At 69.8% G+C, this 12,370-nt stretch carries 13 protein-coding genes; 9 read left to right on the top strand and 4 right to left on the bottom strand.

Annotated features, from left to right (window positions below):
- Positions 1-42: 42 nt before the first annotated feature.
- The 6 genes from GA0115234_RS30765 to GA0115234_RS30740 all read left to right on the top strand — a co-directional run bounded on the left by GA0115234_RS30765 (position 43) and on the right by GA0115234_RS30740 (position 4,895).
- Entirely contained in the window at positions 43-420 is a 378-nt protein-coding gene (locus tag GA0115234_RS30765) for a phage holin family protein (protein ID WP_093548179.1), read from the top strand.
- Positions 421-498: 78 nt separating this feature from the next.
- Positions 499-1,629: a cystathionine gamma-lyase gene (locus tag GA0115234_RS30760; protein ID WP_093548177.1), complete on the top strand. Its 1,131-nt coding sequence runs from the start codon at positions 499-501 to the stop codon at positions 1,627-1,629.
- Between the two features lie 186 nt (positions 1,630-1,815).
- The gene (locus GA0115234_RS30755) at positions 1,816-2,712 is read left to right on the top strand and encodes a LysR family transcriptional regulator (RefSeq protein WP_093548176.1); all 897 of its coding nucleotides are present in this window, start codon (positions 1,816-1,818) and stop codon (positions 2,710-2,712) included.
- 63 nt (positions 2,713-2,775) lie between these two features.
- Entirely contained in the window at positions 2,776-3,255 is a 480-nt protein-coding gene (locus GA0115234_RS30750) for an NUDIX domain-containing protein (RefSeq protein WP_093548174.1), read from the top strand.
- Positions 3,256-3,462: 207 nt separating this feature from the next.
- Entirely contained in the window at positions 3,463-4,020 is a 558-nt protein-coding gene (locus GA0115234_RS30745; RefSeq protein ID WP_093548359.1) for a DUF2269 domain-containing protein, read from the top strand.
- 5 nt (positions 4,021-4,025) lie between these two features.
- Complete coding sequence (locus GA0115234_RS30740) at positions 4,026-4,895, top strand: GNAT family N-acetyltransferase (protein WP_093548172.1); 870 nt, start codon at positions 4,026-4,028, stop codon at positions 4,893-4,895.
- Positions 4,896-4,947: 52 nt separating this feature from the next.
- Here GA0115234_RS30740 and GA0115234_RS30735 read toward each other — a convergent pair whose 3' ends face one another.
- Together GA0115234_RS30735 and GA0115234_RS30730 are read right to left on the bottom strand one after the other, a co-directional pair.
- A complete protein-coding gene (locus GA0115234_RS30735) occupies positions 4,948-5,373 on the bottom strand; it encodes a GlcG/HbpS family heme-binding protein (protein ID WP_093548170.1) in 426 nt (141 codons plus the stop codon).
- An 86-nt stretch (positions 5,374-5,459) separates the two neighbouring features.
- Positions 5,460-6,671, bottom strand: coding sequence for an MFS transporter (locus tag GA0115234_RS30730; RefSeq protein ID WP_093548168.1), 1,212 nt, complete (start codon positions 6,669-6,671; stop codon positions 5,460-5,462).
- Between the two features lie 141 nt (positions 6,672-6,812).
- Between GA0115234_RS30730 and GA0115234_RS30725 the strand changes: the two genes are divergently transcribed.
- The 3 genes from GA0115234_RS30725 (at position 6,813) to GA0115234_RS30715 (ending at position 9,205) form a co-directional block, all read left to right on the top strand.
- On the top strand, positions 6,813-7,280 hold the full coding sequence (locus tag GA0115234_RS30725; protein ID WP_093548166.1) for a MarR family winged helix-turn-helix transcriptional regulator: 468 nt from the start codon (positions 6,813-6,815) through the stop codon (positions 7,278-7,280).
- A gap of 241 nt (positions 7,281-7,521) precedes the next feature.
- Entirely contained in the window at positions 7,522-7,974 is a 453-nt protein-coding gene (locus GA0115234_RS30720; protein WP_093548164.1) for a GNAT family N-acetyltransferase, read from the top strand.
- A 67-nt stretch (positions 7,975-8,041) separates the two neighbouring features.
- On the top strand, positions 8,042-9,205 hold the full coding sequence (locus GA0115234_RS30715) for a winged helix DNA-binding domain-containing protein (RefSeq protein ID WP_093548162.1): 1,164 nt from the start codon (positions 8,042-8,044) through the stop codon (positions 9,203-9,205).
- Between the two features lie 83 nt (positions 9,206-9,288).
- Here the strand turns inward: GA0115234_RS30715 and GA0115234_RS30710 are convergent, their stop codons facing one another.
- Positions 9,289-10,671: a serine hydrolase domain-containing protein gene (locus tag GA0115234_RS30710; RefSeq protein WP_093548160.1), complete on the bottom strand. Its 1,383-nt coding sequence runs from the start codon at positions 10,669-10,671 to the stop codon at positions 9,289-9,291.
- Positions 10,672-10,754: 83 nt separating this feature from the next.
- A complete protein-coding gene (dnaB, locus tag GA0115234_RS30705) occupies positions 10,755-12,215 on the bottom strand; it encodes a replicative DNA helicase (protein ID WP_176729322.1) in 1,461 nt (486 codons plus the stop codon).
- Positions 12,216-12,370: the final 155 nt, after the last annotated feature.

Raw genomic sequence — 12,370 nt, 5'->3', positions numbered from 1 at the left:
TGCCGGTGTCCGCCACCGATCACGTCTGCCACGATCAGACACATGAAGAATTTCGTAGTCAAGACGATCGCCAACGCAGGTGCGCTGGCCGTGGCCATCTGGCTGATCCAGGACATCACGCTGAGCGGCGGCAGCACCGGCCGCAAGGCACTCACGCTGATCCTGGTCGCCCTGCTCTTCGGCCTGGTGAACTTCGTGGTCAAGCCGATCGTGAAGCTGCTGACCCTGCCGCTCTTCATCCTCACGCTCGGGCTGATCACGCTGGTGGTCAACGCGCTCATGCTGCTGCTGACCTCCTGGCTGGCCGGGCTGTTCGACCTGAGCTTCCATGTCGAGGGCTTCTGGACCGCCGTGCTCGGCGGCCTGATCATCTCGATCGTCTCGTGGGCACTGAACGTGATCCTGCCCGACGAGGACTGACCCGACGCCTACAGGAGACGACTGCGGGAACAGTGCGGGCACGACCGGTGGCACACCGGAGAGAAGCGAGGAAACGGAATGAGCACCATGGGCGACGGAACCAGAGCGGTACGGGCCGGGCTGCCCGAACCGGAACAGTTCGAACCCACCCTGCCCGGTCCGGTCTTCGCCGCGCACTTCCATCTCTCCGGTGAGCCGACCGGCCCGTACACCTACGGCCGGGACACCAACCCCACCTGGACCCATCTGGAACGTGCCATAGGAGAGCTGGAGGCACCGGGGGAGCCCGTCGAGACCACCGTCTTCGCCTCCGGGATGGCGGCGATCTCGGCCGTGCTGCTGTCCCAGGCACGCACCGGCGATGTGGTCGTGCTGCCCGACGACGGCTATCAGGCCCTGCCGCTGGTGCGCGAGCAGCTGGAGGCGTACGGCGTCGAGGTGCGGACCGCGCCGACCGGCGGCGATGCCCAGCTGGCGGTCCTCGAAGGCGCCAGACTGCTGTGGATCGAGACGCCGTCCAACCCGGGGCTCGATGTCTGCGACGTACGCAGGCTCGTCGAGGCGGCGCACTCGGCCGGCACTCTGGTGGCCGTCGACAACACGCTCGCCACACCGCTCGGCCAGCGCCCCCTGGAGCTGGGGGCCGACTTCTCGGTGGCCAGCGACACCAAGGGCATGACGGGGCACGGCGACATCCTGCTCGGCCATGTGACCTGCCGCGATCCGGAGCTGGCGGCGGCTGTACGGCGCTGGCGCAAGGTGGTCGGCGCCATTCCGGGCCCCATGGAGGCCTGGCTCGCGCATCGGTCGCTGGCCACGCTGGAGCTGCGGATCGACCGGCAGTGCGCCACCGCCCTGACGCTGGCGGAGGCACTCGGCGGACGGCCGGAGATCACCGGGCTGCGGTATCCGGGGCTGCCCACCGACCCCTCGTATCCCCTGGCCGTGCGGCAGATGCGGCGCTTCGGCTCCGTGGTGTCGTTCGTCCTGCCCGACCGCGAACGGGCCGAGCGTTTCCTGGCCGGGCTGCGGCTGGTCGACGACGCGACGAGCTTCGGCGGTGTGCGCTCCACCGCCGAGCGCCGGGGGCGCTGGGGCGGTGACGCCGTGCCCGAGGGCTTCATCCGCTTCTCGGTCGGCGCGGAGGACCCGGCGGACCTGGTGGCGGATGTGGAACGGGCGCTGGACGCGGCGCAGGGCGGGAACTGACCACCGGGCACGGACGGTCCGAGCCTCCCCCCTCGTGGCTCGGACCGCCCCGGCTCCCCTACGAGGAACCGCCCGAACAAGGCTAGTTGACTCTCCGTCAGTGTCCAATCACCCTAGCGACAGAGACCTATCGACATATTTATAGTTGTACGGGTCCGAAGCATCACGGCGGTGGGAGGGCAGGACATGGACCTGGCCCTGCTGCGCACCTTCGTCACGGTGCACCGGGCCGGTTCCTTCACCAGGGCCGCCGCCCTGCTCGGGCTCTCCCAGCCCGCGGTCACCTCGCAGATCCGGACCCTGGAGCGGCAGCTGGGCCGCCCGCTCTTCGTGCGCAGGGCCCGTGGCGTGACCCCGACGACCATCGGCGACGAACTCGCGCACCGGGCGGCGCCCCATCTCGACGCGCTGGTCGAGATCGCCGAGACGGAGCTCGGCGAGGAGTCGGGCGTACGGAGCCTGCATCTGGCCGGGCCGCCCGAGTTCACCTCGGTGCGTGCCCTGCCCGCACTCACCCCGCTCGTCGGCCAGGGGCTGGCTCTGCGCAGTTCCTTCTTCGCCGGGGCCGAGGAGGCGCTGGAGGGGCTGGCCGCCGGACACCATGATCTGGCCATCGCGACGGCCCGGCCGCGCGGCGGGCTGCTGACCGCGACTCCGCTCTGCGACGAGGAACACGTCCTGGTAGCCGCGCCGCGCTGGGCCGCGCGTCTCGGGCCCGGAGCCCTGCGGCGCAAGGGGCCCGTGGTGCTGGACCAGCTGCCAGTGGTGGAGGTCCACGAGAGTCTGCCGCTCGTCTCCCGCTACTGGGCCGCCGTCTTCGAGAGCCGGCCTGCCGTCGCGGGGGCCGTCATCGTGCCGGACCTCCGGGCGGTCCTGGAGTGCGCCGCGGCGGGCGCCGGGCTCACCGTGCTGCCCCGCTATCTGTGCGAGAGGGCACTGGAGCGAGGCGAGGTCGTGGCCCTCCTGGACCCTCCCGTGCCCCCTCTGCGCACCTACTTCCTGGTGGCGCGGACCGGCACACTCGCGCTGCCCCACATCGCGCGGGCGCACGAGTGGCTGCTGCGCGCTGCCGCCGACTGGTGAGCGCAGGACGGCCCGGCACCGGTCCGGTGTTTCAGAACAGGTTCCGCGGGCCACTCTCTTGCCATGACCGAACGTCCTGTGGTCAAGCGCACCGCACGCGCCATCCTGCTCGACGGCAACGACCTGATCCTCATCAAGCGCACCAAGCCCGGGGTGGATCCCTACTGGCTCACACCCGGCGGCGGGGTCGAACCCGAGGACGCGACCGTGGTCGATGCCCTGCACCGCGAGGTGGACGAGGAGCTCGGCGCCAAGATCACCGATGTGGTCCCCTGTTTCGTCGACACCGTGGAGCACATCGAGGGCGGCGGGGTGAAGGGCGTGAAGGTCCAGCACTTCTTCGTCTGCCGACTGGAGTCGATGGACCCGTCCCGGAGGCACGGCCCCGAGATCGACGATCCGTGCGGGGAGTACGACATCGTGCGGGTGCCGTTCAGCCGGATGGGGATCGCCGCCGTCCATCTGGTGCCGCTGTCGCTGCGGCACTACCTGGACGGCAATATCGAGGGCGTACGCGCGATGCACGCACCCGACCTGGGCTGACCTCCGCCGCTCGGGGAGGGCCGGAATGCCGTACAGGTCGTGATCACTGCGTGCCCCGTGGGAGACCTCCACGGGACGCCGGTCGCCGCGCTCCGCGACATCCCCGACGAGCGCCTTGAGGAACGCGTGCTGTACGCCGAGGCCAGTACGCGCGATTACTCCCGCTGTCGGACGCCCGATCGCTCAGCACCCGGCACCGTGTTTCACGTGAAACCACTCAAACGCTCCGCCCGCCGCAGCCTCCTGGTGGCCCATGTCGCGGTATCCGTGAGCTGGCTGGGACTGACCGTAGGACTGCTGGCGCTCGCCATCGCGGCCCTCTCCACCGCGGACCCCGCCACCGCAGGGGCCGCCACCCGTGCCATGAAGATCTTCGGGGACTGGCTGGTCGTACCGGTCTCCCTGTTCTCACTGTTCAGCGGCCTCGTTCTGGCGCTCGGGACACCATGGGGGCTGGCCAGGCACCGTTGGGTCTGGACGAAGTTCTGGCTCACCCTGATCACCGTGGCACTGTCCGTCTTCTCCCTGCGGCCCGGCATCGACGAGGCCGCTGCCCGTGGCACCGTCGATATCGACCTGGTGATCGCTCCGTCGGTGGCGACGGCGACGTACCTCTTCATCACCGCGATATCGGTACTGAAGCCCTGGGGGCCGACCCGGCGCGGCCGACGGCTGCGCCGCCCATCCGCCTCCGGTAAATCCACCTCCGATAAATCCGCCTCCGGTAAAAGAGTGGACGTACGAACACCGGGTCGTACAGCCTGACCTCCATGCCCAGCTCACTGCCCCGTCCGATCGCCGAACCGCCCGTTCGGCGCCTCACCCCGGGTGACCTGGTCGCCTGCGCCGACCTCTGCGAGGACCGTGGCTGGCCACGGGATGAGCACAGGTGGCGCCTGCTCCTCGCCGCCGGAACCGGCTACGGCGTGGACGACCCCGGGGGCAAGGGGTTGATGGCCAGCTGTGTGGTGACCACCTATGGCCCACGGCTGAACGCCCTCGGCATGCTGCTCGTCGCGGAGCGGTACGCGCGGCAGGGGGTCGCCCGGCATCTGATGAACCGTGTGATCGCCGAGTGCGGATCCATTCCGATCAGCCTCTACGCGACAGCCGCCGGGCAACCGCTCTACGAGCAGCTCGGCTTCTCGGTCGTGGGCCGCTCGCAGCGGATCACCGGCTTCTTCCGGCCGACCGGCGAGAGCCTCGACGGCGTGACCGTCCGCCCGGCCACGGCGGAGGACCTGCACGCCATGGTCCGGCTGGACTCGGACGTCTTCGGTGCCGACCGCACCCACCTCCTCGCCCGGCTGCCCGCGTACGCCGACCACATCCGGGTCGCACGGGCCGAGGGAGAGCTCATCGGCTATGCGGCGGCCTGGCCGAGCGAACGGACGCATGTGGTCGGCCCGCTGATCGCGCGCGACACCGCCACGGCTCAGGCACTCGTCGCCTCTCTCGCGGAGGCGACGGATCTGCCCCTGCGCGCGGACATCGACGCACGCCACACCGAGCTGCTCGACTGGTTCGAGAAGTGCGGTCTGCGGCTCGGCTCCGCGACCACGGTAATGACGCTCGGGACCTCGGACCTGCCGGGCGACTGGACCCGTCGCTATGCACCGCTGACCGTGGCGACGGGCTGAGCGTCGGCGCGTGTACGGCCCGGAACCGTCACGGCCGCAGGCCGTACGCGCGTCAGGCGAGGGCCTTCACAGCAGCCGTCGCGAAGCCGTGATCCTGGTCGGGGGCGCCTCCGCCGACGCCGATGGCGCCGATGAGTCGGCCGTCGCGGTGCACCGGAACACCACCGGCGATGAAGAGCAACGGCCGGTCCAGGGCGGTGGGCAGCGTGTGGAAGAGCCCGCCGGGGCGCACCGCGTCGACGAGGTCGGCCGTGGGGGCGTCGAGCTGGAGGGCCGTGTACGCCTTGCGGGTGCTGGTCTCGCCCGCGATGAGGACGGCCCGGTCATCGCGCCGGAAGGCGAGCAGATGGCCGCCCGCGTCGAGGACGGTGACGGCAACCGCGACGCCGGAGACTTCGGCAGCGGTACGGGCCGCGTCGATCAGTGCTTCGGCGTCCGGGGTCGTCAGGGGGGCGACGGCGACAGCGGTGGTGTTCATGGGGGGGTGACTCCTTGGTGCGCGGTGGTGCGGTCACGTGCTGAGCTCGGTGGAGGGGTGGGTGCCTGTGGGGCGGGTGAGCGGGTTCAGCGTTGGGACGCGAACTCCAGGGACGGTTCGGGGCTGTGCCGGGCGACAAGCCGGCTGGGCGTGACCGTGCGGCGCTCCAGCACACCGGAGACGACCGCGAGGGCCAGTGCCGAGGCTGCCAGGGCCGCGCCGACCCAGTTGGGAGCCGTGTAGCCGAGGCCGGCCGCGATGACCAGGCCGCCGAGCCACGCCGAGAGCGCGTTGCCGAGGTTGAAGGCGCCGATGTTGGCCGCGGAGGCGAGGGTGGGAGCACCGGCCGCCTGGTCGAGCACCCGCTTCTGCAGCGGCGGCACGGTCGCGAAGCCCAGGCCGCCGATGAGCACGATGGTGACGGCCGAGGCGATCTTGTTGTGAGCGGTCAGGGTGAACAGGGCGAGAACCACGGCGAGGGCGCCCAGCGACACGTACAGCAGTGGCATCAGACGGCGGTCGGCGAACCTGCCGCCGATCAGATTGCCGCCCACCATGCCCAGTCCGAGAAGAACCAGCAGCCAGGTGACGGACGACGCGGAGTATCCGGCGATCTCGGTCATCATCGGGGTGATGTAGGTGATCGCCGCGAAGACTCCGCCGAAGCCCAGCACCGTCATCCCCATGGCCAGCAGGACCTGCACATTGCGGAACGCGGCCAGTTCGTCGCGGAGCCGTACACCCTCGTGCTGTTGCTGTTCGGGGACGAGCCTGGCGACACCGAGCAGGCCGATGACGCCGATCGCGGCGACGGCGAAGAACGTGGTCCGCCAGCCGATGCTCTGCCCGATGTAGGTGCCCAGCGGTACACCGACGAGATTGGCCACGGTGAGGCCGGTGAACATCATGGCGATCGCGCCGGCCTTCTTGTGGGGAGCGACCAGGTCGGCCGCGACGACCGTTCCGATGCCGAAGAAGGCACCGTGGGCGAGCGAGGCGATCACCCGGCCGACGACCATCACACCGAAGACGGGGGCGACCGCCGAGACGACATTGCCCACGACGAACAGCCCCATGAGCAGCATCAGCATGCGTTTGCGGGGGACCCGGGTGCCGAGGGCCGTCATCAGCGGGGCACCGAGGACGACGCCGAGTGCGTAGCCCGTGACGAGGAATCCTGCGGTCGGGATCGAGACCTGGAAGTCCGCGGCAACCTCGGGGAGCAACCCCATGATCACGAACTCGGTGGTCCCGATACCGAAAGCCCCGATGGCGAGGGCTAGGAGCGCGAGCGGCATGGGTTTCACCTTCCCTGAAGATTGCGCCTGCGTCTTACGAGCGTCCACAATAATTGCAGACGCTGATTAATTGCAAGCGCGGGCTATTGCGGTAGTCGCCTATCCTGGTGGCAAGCGGCTCCGACACGGAGGAGAGACCCCATGACAGCGACAGACCCCGCACTCACCGCCCTCTCCCAGGGCTGGTGCGCTCTCTCCTTGCTCCACGGAAAGATCGAGGCCCGCATCGAGCGGGCGCTCCAGTCCGGGCACGGGCTGAGCGTGCGGGAGTACTCCCTGCTCGGCGTCCTGAGCCGGCAGCACAACGGCCCTGGTGGACATCTTCAGATGAAGCAGGTCGCGGACGCCGTCGTACTCAGCCAGAGCGCCACCACCCGCCTGGTCACCCGCCTCGAAGACCGCGGTCTGCTGACGCGGTACCTCTGCGACACCGATCGCCGGGGCATCTACACCGATGTCACGGAGGCCGGTCTCGCCCTGCTCGCCGAGGCCCGGCCGACCAATGACAGTGCGCTGCGTGCCGCGTTGGACGAGGCCGCGAAGAGCCCCGAGCTGGCCCCGCTGGTCAGAGCAGTCGAGGAACTGCGGGCGCCTGCGCAGATCGCGTGAGTCGCCGCGTGGTCACGACGGGCGTGAGTCGCCGCGTGGTCACGACGGGCGTGAGTCGCCGCGTGGTCACGACAGGCGTGAGTCGCCGCGTGGTCACGACAGGCGTGAGTCGCCGCGTGGTCACGACAGGCGTGAGTCGCCGCGTGGTCACGACAGGCGTGAGTCGCCGCGTGGTCACGACAGGCCCGCGGGACTCGACGAAACGCAGCACCATCCGGATGATCTGCGTACCCTGCCGATCATGAGCGATCTCGACATACGGCCGGCCGACCTCGACGACATTCCCGCGATCGTGGCGATGCTCGCCGATGATCCGCTGGGCGCACAGCGTGAGTCACCGGACGACCTGGATCCGTACCACGCCGCATTCCGGCGGCTGGTGGACGACCCGAACCAGCATGTGGTCGTCGCCGTGCGCGAGGGCCGCGTCGTCGGAACCCTTCAGCTGACCGTGATTCCCGGGCTTTCCCGGCGCGGCTCGACCCGCTCGGTCATCGAGGGCGTCCGCGTCCACGCCGACGAGCGCGGCAGCGGCCTCGGCACCCTGCTGATCGAGTGGGCCGTGGACGAATCCCGGCGCCAGGGCTGCCAGTTGGTCCAGCTGACGTCCGATGTGACCCGGACCGATGCCCATCGTTTCTACGAGCGGCTCGGATTCACCGCCAGTCATGTGGGCTTCAAGCTCGCGCTCTGATCCCCGTTCCGATCCCAGTTCTGATCCCGTTCCGACCCCAGTCCGTCCGGAATCCGGGAGGTCGTCCATGCACCGCATCAGTGATGAACAGCGCAGGATCAGACTCGGCCGACGCCATCTCCTGGCTCCGTCCGCACGGGCCCATTCCCCGGTCTCCGTGGCCGACGCGGTCGTCGCGCTGCACGCCACTGACGCCGCCACCGTCTTCCTCTCCACCTGTGCCCGCATGTCCGAGGCGAGTGTCGACCCGGTGGAGCAGGCTCTCTACGGGGACGTCTCGCTGGTCCGGCAGCTTTCCATGCGGAACACCCTTTTCGTCGTGTCGCGGGAGCTCGCCCCCTGCGTCGACGCCTCGAACGCCAGGGCCGTGGCCGCCAAGGAACGCCGGACCTTCGTCAAGCACCTGGCCGACGACGGCAACGGCCTGGACGAGCGCTGGCTCGCCGACACCGAACAGCAGACCCTCGCCGCTCTCGCCGACCGCTCCACGGCCACCGGCGCCGAGCTCTCCGCCGCCGTGGCGGCGCTCCGCACGAAGATCACCGTCTTCCCCGGGAAGAGGGCCGAGACCATCCAGGGCGTCGCCACCCGTGTCATCCGGATCCTGGCGGCCGAAGGCCGGATCCGCCGGGACCGGCCCCGTGGTTCCTGGACCTCCAGCCAGTTCCGCTGGACGGTAGCCGAGCCCTGGCCGTTCGAGGAGCCCGAACAGGCACGGGCCGAGCTGGCCCGTCGGTGGCTCCGCGCCTACGGCCCGGCGACCGAGGCCGATCTCACGTGGTGGACGGGCTGGGGCCTGGGCACGGCCCGCAAGGCACTGACAGCCATCGGGGCCGAGGAGGTCCGGCTGGACAGCGGAGCCGTGGGACGGGTGCTGCCGGAGGACCTGGCCCCGGAACCGGCCCCGGAACCCTGGGCCGCGCTGCTTCCCGCTCTCGACCCCAGCGCCATGGGATGGACCGACCGCGGATTCCACCTGTCGGCCGGGCATCGGGAAGCCCTCTTCGACCGGTCCGGCAATATAGGCCCGACCGTGTGGTGGAACGGCGGGATCGTGGGCGGCTGGGCTCAGCGGGCCGATGGCGAACCGGTCTGGCGGCTGCTGTCCGACGTGGGCCGGGATGCTTCCGCCGCGATCGAGGCGGAAGCATCCCGGTTCTCGCAGTGGGTGGGCCGGACGCGGGTCACGCCACGCTTCCGCACCCCGCTGGAACGGGAGCTGACAGCCTGAAGGACCCCGTCCCGCCCTCCCGTTTCACGTGAAACGCACGAAACGTGAAGCCTGAACGTCGCGTTTCACGTGAAACGTGGCGTTCAGGCTTCCAGGCCCCGCCATCCGCCCTCGTCCACGCCACCGGGAACGGCCGCGGCCGGGTCGTACGGCTCCCGCGTGAAGACGAACGACCCCAGATCGAGATGGTTCACGCTGCCGTCGCTGTTCCGGACGACGCGCAACGTCTCCCCCGCGTAGTAGCCGTCAAGGCCGACCCAGGTGCCATCCGGCCGTGCGGTGAAGCGTGCGCCGCGACCGTCGCCCTGCAACGGTCCGAGTTCCAGCCCGCCGTTCGGGGTCATCCGCAGGACGTTCGGACGCGTGCCCCAGTACCAGGGGCCGGTGAGCGCGAGAAGTTCGGCATCCACCTCCGGCAGCGGGCACCAGGGCTCCGGGATACGGGGCTCGGCCTCGGCCACGATGTCCACGAGGTCGGCGGCGACACCACCGATCATCGGTCCCGATGTCGTATTGGTGAGCGCGACGGCCGCCACATCGTCCTCGACGCTGATCCACAGAGCGGCCAGGAACCCGGGCAGTGACCCCGTATGCCCGAAGAGCGTGCGGCTACCGCTCCGCACCAGCTGAAGCCCCAGCCCGTAACTGGACTGCCAGTCGCCGGACTCGGTCGGTGCGGACGGCTCACGCATCTGCTCCACGGAAGCCGCACAGAGAACCCGGTCGTCCCCCTCGGCCAGGAGCGCCGCGAAGCGCAGGAGGTCGCCGGTCGTGGACCAGAGCTGACCGGCCGGGGCCATCAGTCCGAGATCCTCGGCGGGTTCGGGCAGCATGACATCGGCCCAGGGGTGCACGGCCCAGCCGCCCGCGTGCGGCGACTGCGGGTGGGGACTGGTGCGGTGCATGCCGAGCGGTTCCAGGATCTCGTGTCGCAGCACCTCTGCCCAGCTCGCCCCGCGCACCTTCTCGACCAGCGTGCCCAACAGCGTGTAGCCGGGGTTCGAGTAGTGGTGACGGTGCCCCGGACGGTGCATCCGTGTCTGCTCGCCGAGCACATCGGCCAGCTCGGGCCGCAGTGAGCCCGGGGTCCGCTCCCACCAGGGAGCGGGCGACTCGGCACCGAGTCCCGCGCTGTGCCCCAGCAGCTGGTGGATCGTCACGCCGCCGACGCCGGTGCCGGGCAGATGCTTCTCCAGCGGATCGTCCAGGTCCAGCAGGCCCTCGTCACGCAGGCGCAGGACCAGCACCGCGGTGAAGGTCTTGGTGAGGGACCCGATCCTGAACTGGGTGTCGGCGTCCGGCGCATGCCCGTCCACACAACTGCGGGAGCCGCTCCAGACGGTCTGCCCCTGCCGCTGTACCGCGGCGACGAGAGAGGGCGCGCGGCCCTCCGACTGGGCGGTGGCGATGCGGTGCAGCAGGGCGCGCCGCGTCCCCGGGAGCAACTGTTCGAATGAGAAGGTCATGCTCACAGAACTACCCGCAGAACCAGGCGGTGGCGAGCCCATTTCACAGCCCCCGGACCGCGCCCCGAAATCCGCGGGCGCCGTCAGGTCTGTGCCATGTCCACGAAGCGCGAGTAGTGGCCCTGGAAGGCCACTGTGATCGTTGCCGTCGGACCGTTACGGTGCTTGGCCACGATCAGGTCGGCCTCACCGGCGCGGGGGGACTCCTTCTCGTACGCGTCCTCGCGGTGCAGCAGGATCACCATGTCGGCGTCCTGCTCGATGGATCCGGATTCACGCAGGTCGGAGACCATCGGCTTCTTGTCCGTGCGCTGCTCGGGACCACGGTTCAGCTGGGAGAGCGCGATGACCGGGAGCTGAAGTTCCTTCGCCAGCAGCTTGAGGTTTCGGGACATGTCCGAGACTTCCTGCTGGCGGCTCTCGGCGCGCTTCGAGCCACCGGACTGCATCAGCTGCAGATAGTCGATGACCACGAGCTTGAGGTCGTTGCGCTGCTTGAGCCGACGGCACTTCGCCCGGATCTCCATCATGGAGAGGTTCGGGGAGTCGTCGATGTAGAGCGGGGCGGCCGAGACATCCGGCATCCTGCGGGCCAGCCGCGTCCAGTCCTCGTCGGTCATGGTGCCGGAGCGCATGTGGTGCAGCGCCACCCGCGCCTCGGCGGAGAGCAGACGCATCGCGATCTCGTTGCGCCCCATTTCGAGGGAGAAGATCACGCTGGGCAGATTGCTCTTGATCGAGCAGGCCCGTGCGAAGTCGAGGGCCAGCGTGGACTTACCCATGGCGGGACGGGCCGCGATGACGACCATCTGACCCGGGTGCAGGCCGTTCGTCAGCGCGTCGAGGTCGGTGAAGCCGGTCGGCACCCCGGTCATTTCGCCGCTGCGCGAACCGATCGCCTCGATCTCGTCGAGCGCGCCCTCCATGATGTCGCCGAGCGGCAGATAGTCCTCGCTGGTGCGCTGCTCGGTGACGGCGTAGATCTCGGCCTGCGCGGAGTTCACGATGTCGTCGACATCGCCGTCGGCCGCGTATCCCATCTGCGTGATCTTCGTCCCGGCCTCGACCAGCCGTCGCAGGACCGCCCGCTCATGGACGATCTCCGCGTAGAACGAAGCGTTGGCCGCGGTCGGCACGGACTGGACGAGGGTGTGCAGATACGGCGCCCCGCCCACCTTGGTGATCTCGCCGCGCTTGACCAGCTCGGCCGCCACCGTGATCGGGTCGGCCGGCTCGCCCTTGGCGTAGAGGTCGAGAATGGCCTGGAAGACGGTCTCGTGCGCGGGGCGGTAGAAGTCGTGGCCCTTGATGACCTCCACGACTTCGGCGATGGCGTCCTTGGACAGGAGCATGCCACCGAGAACCGACTGCTCGGCATCGAGGTCCTGGGGCGGCACCCGCTCGAAACCGGAAGAGCCGCCCTCCCAGCCGCCGCTCTCCCTGCCGCGTTCGTGCTGCTCGCCGCGGTCCCGGCCTTCACCGCGGCGCGGCCGGGAAACGGGCAGACGGTCACTGGGACCGGACTCGGCCCAGGGGTCGTCCAAAGGCTCGGGAATGCTCACCGGGCCACCTCCTCCCGTCCGCTCCGCGGACCTCGCCATGCCACTCTTTCTTACGGCACAGCACCGACAAACAAGACGCCCGACTCCGGTTCCGGCGCGTCGAGTTATACGTGGTTCCAGGACCAGAACGGGGTGCG

The sequence above is a fragment of the Streptomyces sp. DvalAA-43 genome, from assembly GCF_900091725.1.
GTDB lineage: Bacteria > Actinomycetota > Actinomycetes > Streptomycetales > Streptomycetaceae > Streptomyces > Streptomyces pulveraceus.
This window is presented reverse-complemented; position numbering and strand designations above follow the sequence as displayed.

Excerpts from the sequence above, each read along its gene's own strand:
- GA0115234_RS30735 (WP_093548170.1), bottom strand. The coding sequence starts at position 5,373 with ATGAACACCACCGCTGTCGCCGTCGCCCCCCTGACGACCCCGGACGCC.
- GA0115234_RS30725 (WP_093548166.1), top strand. The coding sequence starts at position 6,813 with ATGACAGCGACAGACCCCGCACTCACCGCCCTCTCCCAGGGCTGGTGC.
- GA0115234_RS30715 (WP_093548162.1), top strand. The coding sequence starts at position 8,042 with ATGCACCGCATCAGTGATGAACAGCGCAGGATCAGACTCGGCCGACGC.
- GA0115234_RS30755 (WP_093548176.1), top strand. The coding sequence starts at position 1,816 with ATGGACCTGGCCCTGCTGCGCACCTTCGTCACGGTGCACCGGGCCGGT.
- GA0115234_RS30760 (WP_093548177.1), top strand. The coding sequence starts at position 499 with ATGAGCACCATGGGCGACGGAACCAGAGCGGTACGGGCCGGGCTGCCC.
- GA0115234_RS30765 (WP_093548179.1), top strand. The coding sequence starts at position 43 with ATGAAGAATTTCGTAGTCAAGACGATCGCCAACGCAGGTGCGCTGGCC.
- GA0115234_RS30720 (WP_093548164.1), top strand. The coding sequence starts at position 7,522 with ATGAGCGATCTCGACATACGGCCGGCCGACCTCGACGACATTCCCGCG.
- GA0115234_RS30750 (WP_093548174.1), top strand. The coding sequence starts at position 2,776 with ATGACCGAACGTCCTGTGGTCAAGCGCACCGCACGCGCCATCCTGCTC.
- GA0115234_RS30730 (WP_093548168.1), bottom strand. The coding sequence starts at position 6,671 with ATGCCGCTCGCGCTCCTAGCCCTCGCCATCGGGGCTTTCGGTATCGGG.
- GA0115234_RS30740 (WP_093548172.1), top strand. The coding sequence starts at position 4,026 with ATGCCCAGCTCACTGCCCCGTCCGATCGCCGAACCGCCCGTTCGGCGC.
- GA0115234_RS30710 (WP_093548160.1), bottom strand. The coding sequence starts at position 10,671 with ATGACCTTCTCATTCGAACAGTTGCTCCCGGGGACGCGGCGCGCCCTG.